The organism is Metabacillus herbersteinensis (genome assembly GCF_042433335.1).
GTDB lineage: Bacteria > Bacillota > Bacilli > Bacillales > Bacillaceae > Metabacillus > Metabacillus herbersteinensis.
On sequence record NZ_JBHLVO010000008.1, the window covers coordinates 117,425 to 139,092 of the forward strand.

19 protein-coding genes are annotated in these 21,668 nt (G+C 37.7%); 4 read left to right on the forward strand and 15 right to left on the reverse strand.

Annotation, left to right across the window (positions count from 1 at the left end; translation table 11 throughout):
* Positions 1-189 precede the first annotated feature (189 nt).
* On the forward strand, positions 190-1,050 hold the full coding sequence (locus tag ACFFIX_RS11950; protein ID WP_378934175.1) for a fatty acid kinase binding subunit FakB: 861 nt from the start codon (positions 190-192) through the stop codon (positions 1,048-1,050).
* A gap of 45 nt (positions 1,051-1,095) precedes the next feature.
* On the opposite strand, the gene ACFFIX_RS11955 is transcribed toward ACFFIX_RS11950, so the two are convergent.
* Together ACFFIX_RS11955 and hmpA are read right to left on the reverse strand one after the other, a co-directional pair.
* Positions 1,096-2,508, reverse strand: coding sequence for a SpoVR family protein (locus tag ACFFIX_RS11955; RefSeq protein ID WP_378934177.1), 1,413 nt, complete (start codon positions 2,506-2,508; stop codon positions 1,096-1,098).
* Positions 2,509-2,992: 484 nt separating this feature from the next.
* Positions 2,993-4,219 (reverse strand): NO-inducible flavohemoprotein, encoded by a 1,227-nt coding sequence (gene hmpA / locus ACFFIX_RS11960; RefSeq protein WP_378934179.1) that lies wholly within the window; start codon positions 4,217-4,219, stop codon positions 2,993-2,995.
* Between the two features lie 186 nt (positions 4,220-4,405).
* Here hmpA and ACFFIX_RS11965 point away from each other — a divergent pair, with 186 nt between their 5' ends.
* Together ACFFIX_RS11965 and katA are read left to right on the forward strand one after the other, a co-directional pair.
* Positions 4,406-4,849 (forward strand): Rrf2 family transcriptional regulator, encoded by a 444-nt coding sequence (locus ACFFIX_RS11965; RefSeq protein WP_378934181.1) that lies wholly within the window; start codon positions 4,406-4,408, stop codon positions 4,847-4,849.
* 127 nt (positions 4,850-4,976) lie between these two features.
* Entirely contained in the window at positions 4,977-6,434 is a 1,458-nt protein-coding gene (gene katA, locus ACFFIX_RS11970) for a catalase KatA (RefSeq protein ID WP_378934183.1), read from the forward strand.
* A gap of 75 nt (positions 6,435-6,509) precedes the next feature.
* On the opposite strand, the gene ACFFIX_RS11975 is transcribed toward katA, so the two are convergent.
* Both ACFFIX_RS11975 and ACFFIX_RS11980 read right to left on the reverse strand, forming a co-directional pair.
* A complete protein-coding gene (locus ACFFIX_RS11975) occupies positions 6,510-6,851 on the reverse strand; it encodes a DUF3889 domain-containing protein (RefSeq protein WP_378934186.1) in 342 nt (113 codons plus the stop codon).
* Between the two features lie 46 nt (positions 6,852-6,897).
* The gene (locus ACFFIX_RS11980; RefSeq protein WP_378934188.1) at positions 6,898-7,890 is read right to left on the reverse strand and encodes a M14 family metallopeptidase; all 993 of its coding nucleotides are present in this window, start codon (positions 7,888-7,890) and stop codon (positions 6,898-6,900) included.
* Positions 7,891-8,053: 163 nt separating this feature from the next.
* Here ACFFIX_RS11980 and ACFFIX_RS11985 point away from each other — a divergent pair, with 163 nt between their 5' ends.
* A complete protein-coding gene (locus ACFFIX_RS11985; protein ID WP_378934191.1) occupies positions 8,054-8,296 on the forward strand; it encodes a YhdB family protein in 243 nt (80 codons plus the stop codon).
* Between the two features lie 171 nt (positions 8,297-8,467).
* Here ACFFIX_RS11985 and ACFFIX_RS11990 read toward each other — a convergent pair whose 3' ends face one another.
* The 11 genes from ACFFIX_RS11990 to ACFFIX_RS12040 form a co-directional block, all read right to left on the reverse strand.
* Positions 8,468-8,998 (reverse strand): NADPH-dependent FMN reductase, encoded by a 531-nt coding sequence (locus ACFFIX_RS11990; RefSeq protein WP_378934193.1) that lies wholly within the window; start codon positions 8,996-8,998, stop codon positions 8,468-8,470.
* A gap of 25 nt (positions 8,999-9,023) precedes the next feature.
* The gene (locus tag ACFFIX_RS11995) at positions 9,024-9,665 is read right to left on the reverse strand and encodes a response regulator (protein ID WP_378934195.1); all 642 of its coding nucleotides are present in this window, start codon (positions 9,663-9,665) and stop codon (positions 9,024-9,026) included.
* Positions 9,666-9,679: 14 nt separating this feature from the next.
* Positions 9,680-10,804 carry a GAF domain-containing sensor histidine kinase gene (locus ACFFIX_RS12000; RefSeq protein WP_378934197.1) on the reverse strand — a complete coding sequence of 375 codons (1,125 nt, stop codon included), beginning with the start codon at positions 10,802-10,804 and terminating at the stop codon, positions 9,680-9,682.
* 327 nt (positions 10,805-11,131) lie between these two features.
* A complete protein-coding gene (locus tag ACFFIX_RS12005) occupies positions 11,132-11,854 on the reverse strand; it encodes an SDR family oxidoreductase (RefSeq protein WP_378934199.1) in 723 nt (240 codons plus the stop codon).
* Between the two features lie 55 nt (positions 11,855-11,909).
* Positions 11,910-13,664: a phospho-sugar mutase gene (locus ACFFIX_RS12010; RefSeq protein WP_378934201.1), complete on the reverse strand. Its 1,755-nt coding sequence runs from the start codon at positions 13,662-13,664 to the stop codon at positions 11,910-11,912.
* Between the two features lie 374 nt (positions 13,665-14,038).
* Entirely contained in the window at positions 14,039-15,703 is a 1,665-nt protein-coding gene (locus ACFFIX_RS12015) for a glycerol-3-phosphate dehydrogenase/oxidase (protein WP_378934203.1), read from the reverse strand.
* Between the two features lie 157 nt (positions 15,704-15,860).
* Positions 15,861-17,351 carry a glycerol kinase GlpK gene (glpK, locus tag ACFFIX_RS12020; protein WP_378934205.1) on the reverse strand — a complete coding sequence of 497 codons (1,491 nt, stop codon included), beginning with the start codon at positions 17,349-17,351 and terminating at the stop codon, positions 15,861-15,863.
* 19 nt (positions 17,352-17,370) lie between these two features.
* Positions 17,371-18,192: an MIP/aquaporin family protein gene (locus ACFFIX_RS12025; protein WP_378934207.1), complete on the reverse strand. Its 822-nt coding sequence runs from the start codon at positions 18,190-18,192 to the stop codon at positions 17,371-17,373.
* A gap of 193 nt (positions 18,193-18,385) precedes the next feature.
* A complete protein-coding gene (locus tag ACFFIX_RS12030; protein WP_378934209.1) occupies positions 18,386-18,946 on the reverse strand; it encodes a glycerol-3-phosphate responsive antiterminator in 561 nt (186 codons plus the stop codon).
* Positions 18,947-19,318: 372 nt separating this feature from the next.
* Positions 19,319-20,860: a GNAT family N-acetyltransferase gene (locus tag ACFFIX_RS12035; protein WP_378934211.1), complete on the reverse strand. Its 1,542-nt coding sequence runs from the start codon at positions 20,858-20,860 to the stop codon at positions 19,319-19,321.
* A 100-nt stretch (positions 20,861-20,960) separates the two neighbouring features.
* Entirely contained in the window at positions 20,961-21,620 is a 660-nt protein-coding gene (locus tag ACFFIX_RS12040; RefSeq protein ID WP_378934213.1) for an HAD family hydrolase, read from the reverse strand.
* Between the last annotated feature and the right edge of the window lie 48 nt (positions 21,621-21,668).

A 21,668-nucleotide genomic window follows, 5' to 3' on the forward strand; every position in this document is an offset into this window, starting at 1 on the left:
GCCAAGTTCTACCTGTGACATTTGTAAATAAGCCATGTCGTTTTAGAAAATAATGATAGGGTGTAAGTACATTATTGAGTTGAAACCGTTTTCTAATTGTCTCGCTTGATTCCTTAGATAAAGGTATAATTCAAGACAGCTACATATGACACGATAATTCTTTAAAATAAACTAAAAGGAAATTCCACTATGACTAAAAAAAAGATTGCTTGGATTACAGATAGCACTGTTTATTTAACGAAAGAACTAAGTAACCATCCCGACGTATATGTCGTCCCAATGGTGATAATCTTTGGGGAAGAAGAGCTTGAAGATGGAATTAATTTAACAACGGATGAGTTATATCGACGTATTAAAGAATATAAGCAGATACCAAAAACATCTCAGCCTTCTAATGGAAAGTTTGCTGAGCTTTTTGAAAAACTTAAAAATAAATATGACCACGCAATTGCGATTCATGTCTCAGGGAAACTAAGTGGTACCTTAGCAAGCTGCCAAGCAGGTAGTGAACTTGCTGGTTTTCCTGTTGAAACGGTTGATTCCAAATCCTTGTCATACAGTATTACAACTTTGATTAATCAAGGAATCGATTTTGCAAGTAAAGGATTAGACTACCAAACAATTGCCACAAAGCTACGTGCAAGAACCGAAAATTCAGAACGATACATGCTATTAGGCAATCTTGATCAGTTTTATAAAGGGGGAAGAATGTCAGGTACTTCCTACTTATTAGGAAATATTCTTCAAATAAAACCGATTATCAAAATCAATAAGCAAGGTGAATTTGAACTCTTTGAAAAGGTTCGTTCCGAAAAAAAAGCGAGCAAAAGAATTCTAGAAATATTCGATGAATTCTACGATAGATACACTATTAATGAAGTTCAAATTATGCATGGCAATGTTTTTGATAAAGCAATTAGTTTTGAACATGAATTAAAGTCCAAATACCCCCAACTAGAGATTGTTATGGGAGAAATAAGTTCAACGATTGCGGTTCATGCTGGAGAAGGAACTGTGGGGCTTCTTTGGGAGAATGAGGAAGAGAAATAAGTTGATTTAAAAAGAAGCTACTCATTTTTGAGTAGCTTCTTCCTTTCATAAATACCTCCGATGCAAACTCTTTCCATCATACGTAAACAACACAGCTTTACCCTCTAAAATACTTTCCATATGAACAGTTCGCCCCCACAGCTGATGTACATAAGGCAGGACTTTTTCGAGATATTTTAAGTCAAGTTCAATTCCTTCGTACCAATGCATTAAATACAATTCGTTGTTTTTTTGATAGTCTCCATCATTAACTGTAATATAAGGAAACCCTCCATTTACCCGCATGTTGACAAGTTGGTCTCGAACGCCTTCCCACTTTTTGTCGACAATTTTATAATCACGACCTTGTTTTTGGAAAAGATACATATCCTCTCTCATCACAAGGTCCTTTGTTAAGTAGTTACGGATAAAAGAAATGTCAGATTCAACTTCACGAACCTCGAACATTTTTTCTCTACCTGAGCCTTCTGTAACACCTAGTCGCTTCATTTCATCCGTCGGATTGTTGTAGCGATCTTCGATGTCTTCAAAGATTTTTAATCCTAAATAATATGGGTTAATACTTGTTTTTGATGGCTGTACAACACCTGCATTCAGCTTAGCGAATTCAATGGCCTCGTCTGATGTTAAATCGATCTCCCTGAGAATTCGTTGATGCCAGTAGGAAGCCCAGCCTTCGTTCATGATTTTCGTTTCGAGCTGTGGCCAAAAATAGAGCATCTCTTCTCTCATCATTGTTAAAATGTCTCGTTGCCAGTCCTCTAGCTCTCTGCTGTATTCTTCGATAAAAAGGAGAATATCCTTTTCTGGTGATGGTGGAAATTTCTTCTTCCTCTTTTTAAGTACCTCTTCAGGTTTATCTTTGTCATCCATGTGCCACAAATCATCATATGGAGAAGTTTTTTTCACTTCTTCTTCCTCTTCTAAATCATCAATCGTCCAAGCGAGTTTTGACCGGACGAGGGAGGGATCAATATGTTCTTGAATCGATAAAACCGCATCTAAAAATGTCTCAACTTCTGATCTACCGTAGAGAATTTCATACTGCTTTACACGTTCAGCTGTTGCCGCCATGCTTTCAACCATTTCACGTTTAGTGTTAGCAAAGCGACAATTATTCTTAAAGAAATCGCAATGTGCCAAAACATGAGCAACAATTAATTTATTTTGAATAAGAGAATTGGTATCTAATAAAAAGGCATAACAGGGATCTGAATTAATCACAAGCTCATAAATCTTGCTTAATCCTAGATCATACTGAAGCTTCATGCGATGAAATTGCTTTCCAAAGCTCCAATGTGAAAATCGTGTTGGCATTCCATATGCACCAAAGGTATAGATTATATCTGCAGGACAAATTTCATATCTCATCGGATAATAATCCAATCCAAAGCCCTTCGCTACCTCGGTAATTTCATCGATTGCATACTCAAGGGCTTTATGATTCGCTCCACTCATTTGTCTCCCCCCTAATACTCTCTCAAGACAATGTATGATAAGAAGGAGGAAAAGATGAAAAAGACAACCATTTAGTTACTTGTTTTCTAAGGAGTAGTACGTTCAATTGGTAGCTTTACCTCCCCGATAACAGTTGGTAAATCTAACTCTGCTGTCCATGCTTTTATATCTTCAGCACGAGAAAAATCTTCAAAGTGTTGCTGATAAAGATACTCGTCATCACTAATTCGTTCTGGACGTTTTATGGCATCTAAATAGTGCTCACCATTTTCATTAGTACATTTTGCCTTCAGAGATTTTTTCCACTGGAAGATTTAACGACCATTCTCCTTTATCTTCCCCGAGCTTGCGAACATTCATTGTTAGGTCCCTTCGTTATTGATTAGAGCATTCACCAATCAAAAAGGTTTTAATTTATTTCTAGTTTAGCAAAATTTGCAACAAAAAAAGGCACCTGGTTTCCCAAGTACCTAACTGAAATGGTTTAGACGTTTTGATACTCTTTCAAATTTATCGAAGGTCCAAAAAATTCATAGTGAATATTCTCATCATATACTCCAATTCTTTCTAATGAATCGATCATCGCTCTCATAAATGGAATCGGTCCACAAATATAGAAGTGAGCATTTTTGTTCCTGATGTTTGTTTTTATCCAGTCCATTTGTATTCTGCCTTCAATAAAGCCATCGTGTTTTTTATCCTCTTCAGTTGGTTGATTGTAAAATAGAGATTGATGGGCATTTTCTAATTCGCTAAACAATTTCGCCTTTTCTTCCTTAAACGCGTGAACATCCCCATTTTGAGCAGCATGAATAAATGTAATCTCCCTCGATGGTTGTTTTTCTTTTAAATAGTTAAGCATGCTCATCATCGGGGTAACGCCAATTCCACCACTTATTAAATAAATTGGTGCACTGCTTTCTTCATTTAAGTAAAAGTCACCAGATGGTGCTGACACATCAAGCTCATTACCCATAACAAGTAAGTCATGTAAATAGTTTGATACTTTTCCATTTGGTGTGCTGTTGTTCGCTTCTCGTTTAACTGATATTCTGTAGTATTTTTCTCCCGGTGCATTAGATAAGCTATATTGTCGATTTACTAAATAGGTCTCTCCTGGAATGTTTAAACGAATCGTAATATACTGACCAGGTTGGAAGCTTGGTACAGCCGTTTTATCCATAGGCTCTAAATAGAGAGATGTAATGAGGTTATTTTCTTGTTGCTTTTTCACAACGACAAACTTCTTAAAACCCTCCCAGCCATAAGGTTGATTTTTCGCTTCAGCATACATTTCATTCTCAACATCAATAAATACTTGAGAAATTACACCATACGCCGCTCCCCAAGCCTGGATAATCTCATCACTTGCTACTTCTCCTAACACTTCTTTAATAGCCAATAATAAATGTTCGCCGACTATTGGATAATGCTCTGGTTTTACGCCTAAGCTTCGGTGCTTATAGGCAATTTGTTTAACTGCTGGTAATAAAACCTCGAGCTGATCAATATATGTAGCTGCTGCGTAAATTGTATTGGCTAGTGCTGTTTGTTGCCGACCCTGCTTTTGATTAGCGTGATTAAATATATTTAACAATTCTGGATGATTTTCAAACAATCTTTTATAAAAGTGACTTGTGATTTCAAGCCCTTTTTCAGCTAATACCGGAGCAGTTGATTTAACAATTTCAATGGTTTTTGTAGATAACATCAGGATCAATCTCCTTTGTTTTAAAGTAGTATTTTAAATACATCTTTATAGTAAGTTTCTTTCGTTTTAAAAGCAATATCTAAAATGCATCTTTAATAAATCTGTCACATTTTAAGCAACTCCGTTTGAGTTACCACCTTGGTGTGATAAAATATTAGTACTGAATTTATTTAGCGAGGTTCCCAAATGAGATTAACAAATTATACGGACTATTCCTTACGTGTTCTTATATATTTAGCAACAAAGAATTCAACTGAGCTTTCTACTATTAAAGAAGTAGCGGAAGTTTATGGAATTTCAAAAAATCACTTAATGAAGGTCACTTATGAGCTTGGAAAACTGAAAGTGATAGAAACGATCCGCGGCCGAAATGGAGGTATTCGTCTAGCACTACCCCCTTCCGAAATAAATATAGGCGCGGTTGTTCGTAAAAGTGAGGAAGACTTTCAAATAGTAGAATGTTTTGATGCTGATCGAGATCTCTGTATCATTTCACCAGTCTGTGGTTTAAAGCATGTTTTAAATAAAGCACTACATGCTTATCTAGAAGTTCTTGATAGTTACACATTAGAAGATCTAGTAAAAAATAAAAACGAGTTATTAGATTACTTCTCAATGAATAGAAATTAGAAGAAGCATAGTGCTTCTTCTTTTTTATATTTAATATTTAATTATAATAATTATAAAAAAGTATTGATTTTATATTGAGAAGTGTTATCATAAGTTATATTAAAAATTATTAAGAGGTGATTCTAGTATGAGTAAAGAGAATAAGAATCTTACAACGAGTTGGGGTGCACCAGTTGGTGACAACCAGAACTCAATGACTGCAGGTTCCCGTGGTCCAACCTTAATCCAAGATGTTCACCTTCTAGAAAAGTTAGCACATTTTAATAGAGAACGTGTACCTGAACGCGTTGTTCATGCAAAAGGTGCTGGAGCACATGGTTATTTTGAAGTTACAAACGATGTAAAGAACTATACCAAAGCAAACTTCTTATCAGAGGTTGGAAAACGCACACCATTATTCGTTCGTTTTTCCACTGTAGCTGGAGAAAATGGATCTTCAGATACTGTCCGTGATCCTCGTGGATTTGCGGTCAAATTTTATACCGAAGAAGGAAACTACGATTTAGTTGGAAACAACACACCTGTTTTCTTTATTCGTGACGCTATTAAGTTCCCTGATTTTATTCATACACAAAAACGTCATCCACAAACACATTTAAAAAATCCTGATGCTGTTTGGGATTTTTGGTCACTATCACCCGAGTCCTTACATCAAGTAACAATTTTGATGTCTGATCGTGGTATCCCTGCAACTTTCCGTCACATGCATGGTTTTGGAAGTCATACATTCAAATGGACAAATGCTGAAGGCGAAGGTGTTTGGATTAAGTATCATTTTAAAACAGAGCAAGGTGTTAAGAACTTAGCTCCTGAAGTCGCTGCACAACTCGCGGGTGAAAATCCTGATTACCATACAGAAGAGCTATTTAATGCAATTGAAAAAGGTGATTTCCCAGCATGGAAGGTATCTGTTCAAATCATGCCTTTAGAAGATGCTGATACGTATCGTTTTGACCCGTTTGATGTAACAAAAGTATGGTCTCAAAAAGACTACCCACTGATTGAAGTGGGCCGTATGGTATTAGATCGCAACCCAGAGAACTATTTTGCAGAAGTAGAGCAAGCTACATTCTCTCCTGGAACGTTAGTACCTGGTATTGATGTTTCTCCTGATAAAATGTTGCAAGGCCGCTTATTTGCATACAGTGATGCAGCTCGTTACCGTGTAGGTGCGAACCATCAAGCACTACCAATTAACCGTCCACGAAATGAAGTGAACAACAATCAACGCGATGGTCAGATGCGTTTTGATAACAACGGTGGAGGTTCGACTTACTATGAACCAAATAGCTTAGGTGGTCCGACAGAATCATCAGAAAATAAACAAGCTGCATACCCAGTATCTGGTGTAGCCGATAGTGTAGGCTATGATCATAACGATCACTATACGCAACCTGGTGACCTTTATCGCTTGTTAAGCGCAGAGGAACGTACTCGCCTCGTTCAAAACTTTGTAGACTCAATGAAACCTGTCACAAAAGATGAAATTAAGATCCGACAAATCGGACACTTGTTCCAAGCAGATCCAGAGTTTGGACAACGTGTAGCTGAAGGACTGGGTCTACCTGTTCCTCAAAAAGCTTAATTAGTTCACATTGAAACGAAAAGAGTGGAAAATCATTGTGATTTTCCACTCTTTTTCATATTTTAAATGACTATTCTATTCCTGCATTTTCACAATTTTAACGGTTATCAACTCATTTTTCTTTGGATTAAGCACAATATCGACTTGTGCTGTAAAGCTTTCCCCATTTTGGTTAACACGTACTCTAAAGACGTCCTTCGCTTCTTCTTCTGAAACTTCTTGTCGTCCTACATATTTGTAGTCGGTGAATTCTGCATCTTTGTATTCTTTTTTCAACGCACTCAAGGCTATTTTGCTCCATTTTTCATAGTTAGGATCTTGGTGCATTTCACCATAAACATTGGTACTTACTGATAGAATGAGTAACGCAGAAAAAAGAAATACGATTAATTTTGATGATGAGTTTTCATGTTTCATGAATAGGCCTCCTACTTAATTTTCTTTCGCTCAATTTTAGGTTCCCTTATTTCTCCGAATTTATGAAGAATTTAATTGCTTCGTCTGCAATCAACAGTCCAATTGCTCGGTTTCTTTTCCATTCTTCTTGAAACGCTGATAATGGCGGACTTGTTTCTTTAACTAAATAACTAAGCTCTAGGGTGATAGCAGGGCGTTGGAATTCTTGAATAAACCAATCGGAATAGCCTCCACCAACTGCATTGAATGAGGGGTAGGAAACTTTATAGCCTGTTACTTTTGAAATATGGTTTACTAGTCGAAAGTCTCGGTGTAAATTTAATAATTTGTTGTAATAATACCAGTAAAGCTCGTGTCCAGATGTATGATAGGACGCTGTAATTAAAGGATTTTTCTTTTTTGTAAATCGTGCAAGTGCACGTGCTTCCTTTGCTTGAAGTGGTTCCTGGCCTTTGTAATGGGAGTATGCCGCTGACGGTTGATCACCTTTAATTGACTCCCAACCTGCAGGATACTGACGATTCAGATCAATTCCTAAACCATTTGCTTTCCATCTTTTAAAATCGCTTTCACCTTGATTCATATCGATATAAACTTCTTGCATGAGAAAAGGTAGCTGTTCGATTCCTTTTTGCTGAATCATAACACCATCTGGATTGACCATCGGAACAAACCAGATGGATACTGTATCTAATATACCTGTGGAATATCCACCAATAGAATTTCCTTGTTGATACGCGGCCGCATATTCTTCTACCATATTCATTAAGACATTTGTGGTAAGCCATTCTCTACCGTGATGGCTTCCGTTCAGTAAAATGCTATGCTGACCCTCTCCCACTTTTACTGCTAGAAGGTCTCTGCCGAATTCAGATTCACCTATTTTGATAAGAGGCAGATTATACGTTTTTGCTAACTTCACTAAATCATGTTTCATTTGAATATAGGAATACGTTTGGTTAGGGTTAACTTGTCGGTCAGCTTTTATATGGACGGGAAAGAGGAGAAATACACATAATAAAATGATCAATTTTAACATCTAATTCTCAAACCTTTTTTTGATTTTATCTTTCCGTAAATAGGAAGAATTATTACGGGGAATGACTTCCACATTGATAGACCGCGGAACCCAACTTTTGTACAGACGAAAAAGGAACAGAACATGCAAACTAAGCATATCTCCTTAAGAGGGAGGAATTTGCTTGAACACAGTTGATTATGACAAAGCGCTTTACTACACACATCGTTCACAATGGGATAACTTATTAATCCTTATGGTTCGAACAAGAGATGATTTTCTCTCAAAAAAAATCGAACACTTCTTGCACGCCTATAACTTCGAACAAAATTATGGAGAAGTTGAAAAACAATTATATGCGTTGCTCAGATATATTGACCATGCTGCAGAATTCCCTCTAGAAGAAGAGGAATATGCATATAACTAAAAAAGCTTAAGCGCCGTTTGGCGACGTATGGACTAAGACGGCTTCGTATGTGATAAAGGAAACACGAGAGCACAGGAGATTCGATGTTGACTTATCGTTATAGGAGCAGAAAGTCGATGGGTGCTGGGTTTTGAAACGCGAATTTAAAGGAAGCTGACTCTGTCAGCTTCCTTATTTACGTAGAACATCAATATAAAGACCTGCGTACACTTGCAACTCATCCATTAGATGTTTCATTAACAGTGCTGGTTCTTCTTTTACCGTCGTGTTTACGTAGTCAAAACAAATTGGATCAAGAACTAACTGTTTAGGAATTGCGTTTGCATACAACCCTCTCATAACTGTCCGCATATTCGTTAAAGCGTTAATTCCACCTTTTCCCCCACCTGCTACAGCAATTAAACCTACAGGCTTGTTGGCGAACTGTTCATTACTTAGCAAATCAAGAAAATTCTTTAGTGCTCCACTCATACCACTATGATACTCAGGTGAAACTAAGACAATTGCATCTGCTTCTTTGACAATTTGCTTGACCTTTTGAACCGCTTGTAATTCGCTTTGTTCTTCTGCACCGTTAAACAAAGGAAGCTGATATTCACTAAGATCAATAAGTTCAGCTTTGTATGTGTCCGCTAAGTAAATTGCAGCGATTCGTGATCTTCCTTTTTTTCGTGGACTTCCGTTTATGACAACCAATTTCATTTAAGTTCATCCTTTCGTAGATCAATTAGTCTTCAAATCCTTTCTTGACTGCAAATAAGGCTGCTTGTGTTCGATCAGCAAGCTGTAATTTTGAAAGAATATTGGATACATGTGTTTTTACTGTTTTTTCTGTAATAAACAAATCTGCCGCAATTTCTTTATTGCTTTTCCCTTTTGTAAGCTCTTTTAATACATCTTTTTCACGTTTGGTTAAGTCGTTTATTCGTGATAGTGAATTAGTTGTGTTGTTCGTTAAATGTGTCATTACATGCGTTGTCACCTTTGGGTGCAGCTTGCTCTCCCCTTTTATACAATCGCGTATCGTACTAACCAATTCATCTGGCTCGATGTCCTTTAATTGATATCCAGAAGCACCTGCTCGAATCGCTGGAATTACATGATCCTGATCAGAAAAACTTGTTAGAATAATGATTTTTACATCGGAATTAACCTTTCGAATTGCTTTTGTCGCTTCAACACCATTCATCACCGGCATTGATAAGTCCATTAATACGACATCTGGCTGAAGCAGTTTCACGAGCTCTACGGCTTCTTCCCCGTTTACCGCTTCACCAACAACCTCAATATCTTGCTGCGTTTTTAGAAAAAATAATAAACCTCTTCTTACAACATGGTGGTCGTCTGCGATTAAAACCTTAATATTCATTTGTTTTGCCCCCTTTAGTTAATAGGAATGGTAATCTCTACTTTTGTTCCATTTCCTACAGAGCTCGTTAATTGAAAATTACCATTTAAACGACTGGTTCTCTCCCTCATACCTTGTAATCCCAATGAAGGAATCTTGGCATTTTCATCATAGGTAAATCCTATGCCCTTATCCTCGATGACCATTGAAACGACATGGTTTTGTTTAGTTAATGTGATTTGAACTTTCGATGTTCCAGCATGTTTTTTGCAATTATTTAGTGCTTCCTGACCAATTCGCCACAGCGTTTCTTCCATTTGACAAAGAAGCGTATTTACTCCTTTTACATCGAGTGCTACGTCAAGATTTAAAACGTTCCCGTAATTTAATAACGCTGTGACAATACCGTTCTCTAAACCTTGTGGTCGTAACTGCCAAATTAGAGTTTTCATTTCTGACAGTGCTTCCTGTGAAAGAGTCTGCATATAGGTGAGCATTTCCTTTACTTTCTCGTCTTCTGTCATTTCTTTTGTCCCGCGTGCAGTCAACATTAAGGAAAATAACAATTGGTTAACAGAGTCATGTAGGTCTTGTGCAAGACGATTTCTTTCAGCAATTAGCGCATGCTTTTGTTCGTTCTGGGCAAGCTTTATTCGTTTAATTGCTGTTCCTATTTGTAAAGCAACCGATTCAAGCAAAGCAAGCTCCTCGTCTGCAAAATGAGTTTTATTCGGTGCTGCAATATTTAAGAGACCAAACTTCTCATCACCTGCTTGCAATGGAACAGTGGCATGATGAGTGATTTCATTGGTGTCACCCCATTTTTGCTCAATTGCATCTTCAATCCGTTTGCAGTTGATAATATTAGCCGCTTTTTTCAACCGGCCATCCCTGAACTTGTCGATACACCAACAATCACCCTCACACATTGGTTTTTTATTTTGTATTGTTAAAGCAGGTGGTAAAGAGAAATCTGCGACGAGATCATAGTGATTTTCATCTCTTACCAAGAAAATCCACCCACTTTGCAGATTTGTCACGTGTAAAAGTTCTTTTAATACGTCAATTAGCATGACTTCTAAATCATTTGCTTCGTTTAGCTTTTCCGCAATGGTTTTTAGTGTATTTAATGCTTGTATTCTTTTCTCTCCTTGATTCATTCATAGCAACTCCCCGAACCTCTTCTTGTTATTTATTATATCAAGCAAGTGAATTTTCTACCTTGTTAATTGGTCGTAACTTTTCTACGACTTTTGGATGAATTTTTTGGAAATGTGCAAGTTTGAAGGATTGGATCAAAAATTAGTGACTTCCTCTTCCATGGAAAAGTTGGGCACCTTAGCGCAATAGTTTGGCGGTTTCGCTCGAAAGTTGGGCGGTTGGGCTTAAAAGTTGGGCGGTTGGGCCTAAAAGTTGGACACCTAGACCTCAGTCGGGCACAAGCATCGCACATATTCTCTATATAAAAAAACCCACCAAGTGGCGGGTTAGGAAATTGGGTAATTTTGAACGAGTGGATGGATGACGATTTCGTCAATTAACATATGCTTTGGCGCACTTGCCATGTAAACAACAGCGTTTGCAATATCATCAACTTTTAGCCACTCCTCTTTATCAGCTGTTCCTTGTTCACTATTATTGAAATATGTATCCACCATGCCCGGATTAATCGTACCAACACGGATTCCGTGCTCTCTTACTTCTTGAGCGAGAGAACCAGAAAAGCCTTGAACAGCATATTTCGTTGCCGTGTAAGCTGCACCGTTAGGAATTGTATAACGACCTACATCAGAAGAAATCGTAATAATTGTGCCTGAGTTACGGTTTTTCATATGAGGTACCACAGCTTTACTTGCGACAAAAACTCCTTGAACATTTACATCGAAAACTTGCTTCCATTCCTCTAGAGACGTTTCTTCCACTTTCTTAAAAAAGCCAACACCCGCATTGTTCACAAGAAGATCAATTGTGCTGTACGCTTGAATCGTGTCTTGAATCATTGCATTTACTTGATTTTCTTCTGCAATGTCAAGCTGAAAAGCAATCACATGATCATAGCCTTTATTTCTCAACTCTTCTGCTGTGCGATGAATTTCATCTGAATGACCGATAATCGCAAGTTTCATACCTTGTTCAGCAAGCTTAAAGGCAATGCTTTTTCCAATTCCTCTAGAAGCACCGGTTACAATCGCTGTTTGGGTTTTAAGCATTTGCTAATTCCTCCTGGATTTTAAACACTTTTCATAAAAACGAGCAGAAAAAGCATTATGCTTTTTCTGCTGTATTTGATGCAATCATTTCATCTATTAAATTCATTAAGCCTGTTTCTACGTCGTTTAACGTTTTTTCACTTGACGCAAGAGTTTCACCAATTACTCCGAAATAGAACTTTACTTTTGGCTCGGTACCAGATGGTCTTAAACAGAACCATGAATTGTCTTCAAGGAAATATTTCAAGACATTTGAGCTAGGGAGATCAATTGTTTCTAGACTCCCCTTGTTGATGTCCTTACGTTGCTTCGTTTTATAATCTTCTATTACCACAATCTTTTTTCCTGAAATTTCTTTCGGAGGATTTGTTCTAAAGGATTCAAGCAGGTTTTTAATTTGCTCAGCGCCTTCTTTCCCTTTAAGAGTTAAAGATTTTAGACCTTCTTTGTAGTAGCCATACTCTTTAAAGATTTGAATCAATCCTTCGTACATGCTCATGCCCTGTTTTTTATAGAAAGCACATACTTCAACTGCTAATATTGCCGCTTGAATCGCATCTTTATCTCGTGCAAAGTCCCCGATTAAATAGCCATAGCTTTCTTCATAACCGAATTGAAACGTGTATTGTCCAGTTGTTTCATACTCTTTTATTTTTTCACCGATAAATTTAAAGCCTGTTAACGTGTCAATTGTGTCTAAACCAAATGATTTTGCAATGTCTCGTCCAATTTCAGACGTTACGATTGTTTTCAAGACAACACCGTTTTCTGGAAGTATACCTTGTTCTTTTTTCTGTGATAACAAATAATGGAGTAAAATTGCACCAGTTTGGTTACCTGTTAGAACCACATATTTACCTTCATCATTTTTCACAGCTACACCAAGACGGTCTGCATCTGGATCTGTTGCAATTAAAATATCTGCATCGGTTTTTTCACCATCTCGAATCGCCAGCTCAAATGCCGCATGTTCTTCTGGATTTGGAGAAGCAACGGTTGAGAAGTTTGGATCTGGAAGCTCTTGCTCTGCTACGACGTGAATGTTCTTATATCCTAGCGCTTCTAATCCTCTTCGAACGGGCTTGTTAGCTGTGCCATGAAGTGGAGTGAAAACCACGTTTACATCAACTTGGTCTGCCAAATCAGGATTTACCGAAATTGAGACTAAGTTCTCTGTATAAGATTGGTCAATTTCCTCACCAATTATTTTAATTAATCCTTTTTCTTTCAACACATTTTCATCTTCAACAGAAATCAGAAGCTCGTCCTCGACTGAATCTACATGGGAAATAACTTCATCGGCTGCTGCAAGTGGGAGCTGTCCGCCATCCTCACCATATACTTTGTAGCCATTGTATTCTGGTGGGTTGTGACTTGCTGTAATGACAATCCCTGAAAATGCGTTTAGAGTCCGAACTGCAAACGAAAGCTCTGGAGTTGGACGCAGCTCTTCAAACACATAGGTTTGAATACCATGTGAAGCAAGTGTTTTCGCTGATTCCATTGCAAATTCAGGTGATTTGTGGCGCGAGTCGTAAGCAATAGCTACTCCTCGTTTTTTTGCTTCTTCGCCAAATGTTTCTATGTAAGTTGCTAAGCCTTCAGATGCTTTTCGCACCGTGTAAAGGTTCATTCGATTAGTTCCGGGACCTATTTCACCGCGCATACCGCCAGTACCAAATTCTAAGTTTTTATAAAAACAGTCTTCAAGCTCTTTTTCATTTTTTTCAATATTGCTTAGTAAATCCACTAATTCTCGATCAAGATTTTTGTTATCTTTCCAACGTTGATAGCCTAATTCCCAGCTCATCTTATCCTCCTAGAATACGTAAATAATGACATGTTACTAATTCTACATTGTTCGCTTAGTTTCCTGCTAAATTTTATAAACGGTACTATGGACTTATTTTAACATATAATGGAGGTTGTGTTTGTCCCGTTTTAGGTTGCCTTTTAAAAAAAGCGCAAGCGCCTTGTTCAGCCCCGACAAGCATAAGGCGCTCTGAAATAGAAGGCGCTCTTTGCCTTCAATTTCAGAGTGACTTATGACCTCGAGGGGCTAGGCGCTGGAGCTGGATTCAGAAACGCATTCCATGTAAAAAATTTATACTTTCTTATCTAATAAAAAAAATGACTCTTGACTGCCCCTTCTTAAAGTTGGATAGTCATTGAGTCATTCTTGTTTCAAACTTCCATCGGTACTTCTGCAGCATGAATATGTTGCTCAAGCTCCATTAGGTAGCGTTTTTTCTGATCTACCGTCCAATTTAGTTCTGAAGACATAAAATCTGTTACAGAATCCTTCCATTGCTTTGCCCAATTTATATTGAAATACACAGCACCAGTACGTCTTACAAAAAAATCAGATGGTGTTGTGGCCATTTCTTCTGTGATGCTATACTGCACTTCGGCTAAAAGTGTTACAGGAACTTTTATATCCCGGGCTAAGTCATTTAAATGCACAACAATGTCAAAGATTTTATCAACGTTTGAACCATACCTACTCGCAAGATCATGTGCTTGCTCACTTGTTAGCCCGATTTGTTTGCCTTCTTCTGTTTTCTGTTTAACAAAGACTGGAAACTTACTTGCCCCTCCAACATGACCTCCAGAGATCGGCATGTTCTTTGTTACGCAGGGACCATAGCTCTTGTTTTCTTCCTCATGAAGCCTTTTCGTAACCGTATTTACAATTTGTTCTGCCATTTTACGGTAGCCTGTTAGTTTTCCCCCTGCAATTGTAATAAGACCTGAATCTGAAGTCCAGATTTCATCTTTTCGAGATATTTCTGACGGACCTTTTCCATCTTCATGGATGAGCGGTCTGAGCCCAGACCAGCTAGATTCAACGTCCTCAACAGCTATCTCTAAATTCGGGAACATATAAGAAATAGATTTTAATACATAATCTCTGTCTTCTACTGTCATGCGGGGATTTTTAATGTCTTGTTTATAAACGGTATCAGTAGTTCCAACATAAGCTTTACCATCACGTGGTATAGCAAAAACCATTCGTTCATCAGGTGTGTCAAAGTATATTGCCTGTTTCAAAGGGAATTTAGATTGATCAAACACAAGATGAATCCCTTTTGTCAGATGTAGCGACTTGCCTTTTTTAGAATTGTCTTGCTCACGTAATTCATCGACCCATGGACCTGTAGCATTGACTATTTTCTTGGCAAAAATTGAGTAGACCTTGTTTGTTAAACAATCTGTAAGTTTTACTCCAATTATTTTTCCCTTTTCATAAATAAATCCATCTACTTTTGCGTAGTTCAACACATCCGCACCGAACTTTACAGATTCCTTCATCACTTCAATTGTGAGTCTGGCATCATCTGTACGATATTCGACATAGTAGCCTCCACCCAGTAAACCTTCTTGTTTTAGCAGTGGTACCTTGGCTAATGTATCTTTTGCCGAGAACATCTTCCTTCTTTCGCTTCCTTTAACATTGGCAAGAAAATCATATGCTCTTAGTCCAACTGAAGTTGAAAATTTCCCGAACGTTCCACCTTTATGAATTGGGAGTAACATCCATTCTGGTGTGGTGACATGTGGGCCATTTTCATAAACAACTGCTCGTTCACGACCAACTTCAGCAACCATTTTTACTTCAAATTGCTTTAAATATCTTAAGCCACCATGGACGAGCTTAGTTGAACGACTGGATGTCCCCGCAGCAAAATCCTGCATTTCCACTAAGCCAATTTTCATGCCACGAGATGCTGCATCTAGGGCAATACCCGCACCTGTTATCCCACCCCCAATAACAAATACGTCGTATTGCTCTTGTTCCATTTTAGTTAAAAGTTCCCCTCTACTCTGGCTAGAAAAATACTGACTCATTCAAAACTCCCCCTATTTCATGAATTTGTTGGAGAAGATTATGAAAAAAAAAGAGACCACAACAATCTAAAGTAAGTGCTGCTCACTTTAGTGCTGTGGTCTCTCCAAATCTCCAACCGATTCTATTAACTTAGTTTTATTATATCATATCTGAGTTTTATTTAAAAGCCATAGCTGCTTTAACTGCTTTTTTCCAACCAGTATATAATTCATCTCTTTGTGCTTCTTCCATGCTGGGTTCAAATCGTTTTTCTAATTTCCATTGTGTCGAGATTTCTGAACGATCCTTCCAATAGCCTACTGCGAGACCTGCAAGGTAGGCTGCACCAAGTGCTGTCGTCTCATTAACTTCAGGCCGCTCAACTGGCACTCCTAAAATATTACTTTGGAATTCCATTAAAAAGTTATTTTTAACAGCTCCACCATCTACACGTAGCGTTTTAAGAGATATTCCTGAATCTGCTTCCATTGCTGCTAATACATCTTTTGTTTGGTATGCGAGTGATTCGAGTGTAGCACGAACAAAATGCTCTTTTGATGTACCTCTAGTCAACCCAAACACAGCTCCGCGAACATCACTATCCCAATAAGGTGTTCCTAATCCAACAAATGCAGGCACAACATACACACCATCTGTTGACTCCACTCGAGAAGCATATGTTTCACTTTCTTTAGCATCTTGAAACATTCTTAAACCATCACGCAACCACTGGACAGCAGATCCTGCAACAAAAATACTTCCTTCAAGTGCGTATTCGACTTTACCATCAATACCCCAAGCAATTGTTGTCAAAAGCCCATTTTCAGATCGAATTGCTTTTTCACCTGTGTTCATTAGCATGAAACATCCTGTTCCATACGTATTTTTAGCCATTCCTTCTTCATAACACGCTTGACCGAATAATGCTGCTTGCTGATCTCCAGCGGCTCCTGCAATCGGAATCTCTTGACCAAAGAAATGATAATCAACGGTATTCGCATAGACTTCTGAAGATGGTTTCACTTCAGGAAGCATTGATTTAGGAACAGTTAAGTAGTTTAGTAATTCTTCATCCCATTTTAGTTCATGGATGTTATACATAAGTGTACGTGAGGCATTCGTATAGTCTGTCACATGTGCCTTTCCGCCTGAGAGCTTCCATATAAGCCATGTATCAATTGTGCCAAACAATAATTGCCCATTGTCTGCTTTCTCTCTTGCACCTTCCACATTATCTAAAATCCACTTTACTTTTGTGCCTGAGAAGTAAGCATCAATTAATAGTCCAGTTTTCTCTCTAAAAATATCATTATATCCTTTTTGTTTTAACTCTTCACAAATGCCTGCTGTTTGACGTGACTGCCAAACAATTGCGTTATATACCGGTTGACCGGATTCCTTATCCCAAACAACTGCTGTTTCTCGTTGATTTGTAATGCCAATTCCAGCAATTTGATTTGGTTTTACACCTGATTCTGACAAGCATGAGGCAATTACTGAAAGAATAGATCCCCAAATCTCATTAGCATTATGCTCTACCCAACCTGGTTTTGGAAAGTGTTGAGTGAATTCTTTTTGAGCCACATGAATTATTTCACCATTTTTATTAAAAAGTATCGCTCTAGAACTGGTTGTTCCTTGATCAAGTGATAGAATGTAAGTTTCCATTGTTTCGTCCTCCTTTAATTTAAATAGATACCGATTTTGTTTGGTTTAAAGTTTCTTTTTTCGTAAAGAAATAGATAACTGCTAGTAAAAGAATTAAAGCAAAAGTAACCCCATAAAAACTAGAGGATATTACTCCTTCAAATGCAAACTTGTAAAATAAGCCTCCAAAGGAACCTCCAATTGCCGGTGCCAAAACAGGGATCCATGCATATTTCCAATTTGAATCGCCCTTACCTGGTATCGGTAAAACAAAGTGAGCAATTCTTGGACCTAAGTCTCTAGCTGGATTGATTGCATATCCTGTCGTACCACCTAGTGAAAGACCTATTGCTACAATTAAGAATCCAACGATTAAAGGATTTAACCCTTCTGTAAATTCATTCGCTCCAATTGCAAGTATACCTAACACCAAAATAAATGTACCAATTACCTCACTTAAGAAGTTCGCAAATGTATTCTGTATCGCAGGACCAGTTGCAAAAACACCTAGCTTAGTTCCTGGATCAGATGTTTCCTTCCAATGTGGTAAGTAGTGTAAATAAATAAGTACCGCTCCTATAAATGCTCCTAGCATTTGTGCAACAATATAACTTGGTACTTGATCCCATGGAAAGTCTCCTGAAAATGCTAAACCTAGCGTTAAAGCTGGATTTAAGTGGGCACCACTAACTCCTCCTACTGCATAAGCGGCCATTGCTACTCCGAGGCCCCAGCCCATTGTGATGACAATCCAACCTGAATTTTGTGCATAGGTGCTTTTTAAATTAACCCCTGCACAAACTCCTGCCCCAAACACAATTAGAATCATCGTACCAATTACTTCACCCCAAAAAGCCGTCATACCATTTCCCCCTTATTTGAAATAGTCTTGCTGCTTGCTTAGTAAAGGGCACAAAAAAAATCCACAACAATAGCCTTTACTTAACGAATAAACGTTACGTAAAGCATTGTTGTGGATCTCCGTGTCTCCATCACTGTTTATTAACTTAATTCCGATGTTAAACCTTTTTGAAAGCGTTGTCAACATCCTGATTTTAATATTTTGTGTATTCTTTCCACAAACGATGCTCAGATGTAGTAACAGCGGTAGCCCCTGCATTTAATGCACTGTATACGTCATCAATAGATTTAACAAAACCACCAGCCAATATTGGGACATTTGTTTTTGATTTAACCTCTGAAATTAAGCTTGGAACTAAGCCCGGCAACACTTCAATATAATCTGGTTGATGTTTTGCGATGATTTCCAAGCTTTTCTTCAGTGCACTGGAGTCTAGTAAAAACAGTCTCTGGATCGCAATAATTCCTTTTTGTTTTGCTTTTGTTATAACAGTTGACCGAGTAGAAATTAATCCTGCTGGTTTTATCTCCTGACAAATAAACTCTGCTGCGTATTCATCGTGTTTTAGACCCTGAATTAGATCGACATGAACTAATAATTTCTTATCATTCAAATTTGCAGCCTTTACTATATTATTAACTTGTCCAAGATGTGAGTCTAGTAAAACACCATATTGAAATGAGCTACCTAGGAATATATCAAATTGCTTCATATTTCGAATAGCGGGCAATAATTGTTGATCTTCAAAACCCATCGCAGGCTCACTCCTCTAATTAAGCTAACTTCCATTTTATAACTATTTTGAATTTACTACAACACAATTAAAAAAGCGCAATCGCCTTGATCAGCCCCGACAAGCATAAGGCGATTCTAAATAAGAGGCGTTCTTTGCCTTCAATTTAGAATTGACTTATGACCTCGAGGCAGTCAAGAACGCGACGTCCTGTCGCATTGACTGCACTAGCACGTCCTGTGCGTCGGGGCTAGGCGCTGGAGCTGGACTTGCGAAACGCAGACTAAGTATCAAATTTTATACTTTCTTATATGTTTAAAAAAAAGACAAGCATTTCTCTTCAGTATGGTTAACTAAGAAGAAGACAAAGAATTAATTCTTTGCCTTGGATACTTATTCCTTTTTATAATGAATCGAATAAATATCTTTTCTCCTATCTTTTAATTGCCTTACTGTTCCTGACTGGCGCTGCCTTCTAAGAATTTCAAGGTCAACGTCTCCAATGATAACCATTTCAATGTTTGGATTGCATTCTCCAACGATTCCATCACGAGCAAATTCAAAATCGGAAGGAGCAAAGATGGCGGATTGAGCATATTGAATGTCCATATTCTCAGTTTGAGGTAGATTTCCAACCGTACCTGCAATCACTGTATAGATTTGATTTTCGACTGCTCGAGCTTGTGCACAGTAACGTACGCGTAAATATCCTTGACGATCTTCTGTACAAAATGGAGTGAAAATAATATTAGCACCCTGTTCTGTCGCTATTCTTGCAAGCTCAGGAAACTCAATATCATAGCAGATTTGAATGGCAATTTTTCCACAGTCAGTGTTAAACACTTTGACAGTATCACCTCTACTTATCCCCCACCATTTTCGTTCATTAGGCGTGATATGAAGTTTATATTGTTTTTCAATGGTTCCGTCACGTCTAAATAGGTACGCAATATTATAAGTTCGACCACCTTCTTCGACAAAGTGAGATCCTCCAATAATATTGACGTTGTATTTAACGGCTAGCTCAGTAAAAAGCTCAATATAGTCTTCCGTATACTCAGTTAAACGTTGAATCGCTTTACTTGGCACTTTTTCATCTAAAAATGACATTAACTGCGTCGTGAAAATTTCTGGGAAAACAGCAAAGTCAGCCTTAGCATCTGACGCTACGTCTGTGTAATACTCAACCTGTGTGGCAAACTCATCAAAAGAGTCAATCTGCTTCATCATGTATTGAACAACACAAATTCGCACAGGGAAAGCCGTTTTATAATAGCGTTTTGTGTTAGGTTGATAATCGACATTGTTCCATTCCATTAATGTAGCATATTTATTGGATGCAAGATCATCTTGTAAGTAGTTAGGATTAATACGCATCAGCGTAAATCCATTTAAAAGTTGGAATGATAGAACTGGATCATAGATACTATGAAGTGTTACTTGCTGTACATATTCACGCGGCAGCAATTCATTTGCATACTTGTGATAGAAAGGAATTCGTCCACCAATAATAATACTTTTTAGATTAAGTCTCCGAGCTAGATCCTTTCTCGCTTCATATAATCTGTGTCCTATTTTCATTCGTCGGTATTCAGGATGTACCATCACTTCAATTCCGTACATATTATATCCATCAGGGTTATGATTTGTAATAAACCCGTTATCTGTAATGTCATCCCATGTGTGACGATCATCATATTCATCAAAATTGACTAACAAGCTAGAACATGATCCAATGATTTTCCCTTCTAACTCAGCACAAAATTGTCCTTCATGAAAATGGTCTAGGTGACTTTCCAAATGCTTTCGTTTCCATGGAGTCATTCCAGGAAAACAGCTCGATTGAAGTTCAATAATTTCATCTATGTCACTATGTTCAATATTACGTATAAACATTTTTTTCTCGAATTTACTTAAATCTAATTTTTCTGACATAAAAAATCTCCTTTGGTTGATTCAAGCGTCTATGGCTATATACTTATCTAAATAGGTACATCTTTGGTATTTCCCCTATTATCACCTATTTTAAACAAGCCTATTTATTCTTAAGCAAGTCAACTAACTGCTTTAGCTCAACCTCAGCCATAGATTCAAGTCTGTGATCAATATCACCAAAAACCAAATCCTTCGTCACCTTATTCGGAACGATCACACAATACATTCCCGCTCGCTTTGCAGCTAAGGCACCATTTGCGGAATCTTCAAAAGCTAGACATTCTTCAGGTTTAACACCCAATGCCTTTGCAGCCTCTAGATACAATGCAGGATCAGGCTTTACACTTTCAACATCATCCGCTGTTTTAATACATTCGAAGTGCTCAAGAAGATTTAAGTTTTTCAAATGTGAAGACACCCAATCAAAATGTGAGCTGGATGCCAACCCTACTTTTAAACCAAGCTCTTTCGCTGCTTCCAAATAGTCTGTAACACCTGGTCTTGCTTGTTCCCCGAGAATTCGCTTCTGAAAACGCTCTTTCTGAATTACACTTAATTCTTCGTAATTAACCGTTTTCTTCGATTGCTCTTCTAAGTATGTAAAAGGATTAAAATCTGAATGAGTACCAATCACCTTGCCCCAAACACTTAAAGGCAAATCACACTGATGCTCACCGAAAATTTCTTGAAGAACTTCATATTCATGTGTTTCTGTATCTAAAATTAAACCATCAAAATCAAAGATAATTGCTTTTATCAAGTAGCATCTTCCTTTCAGGATATTTCTCTTTCTATTATATATTAGGTG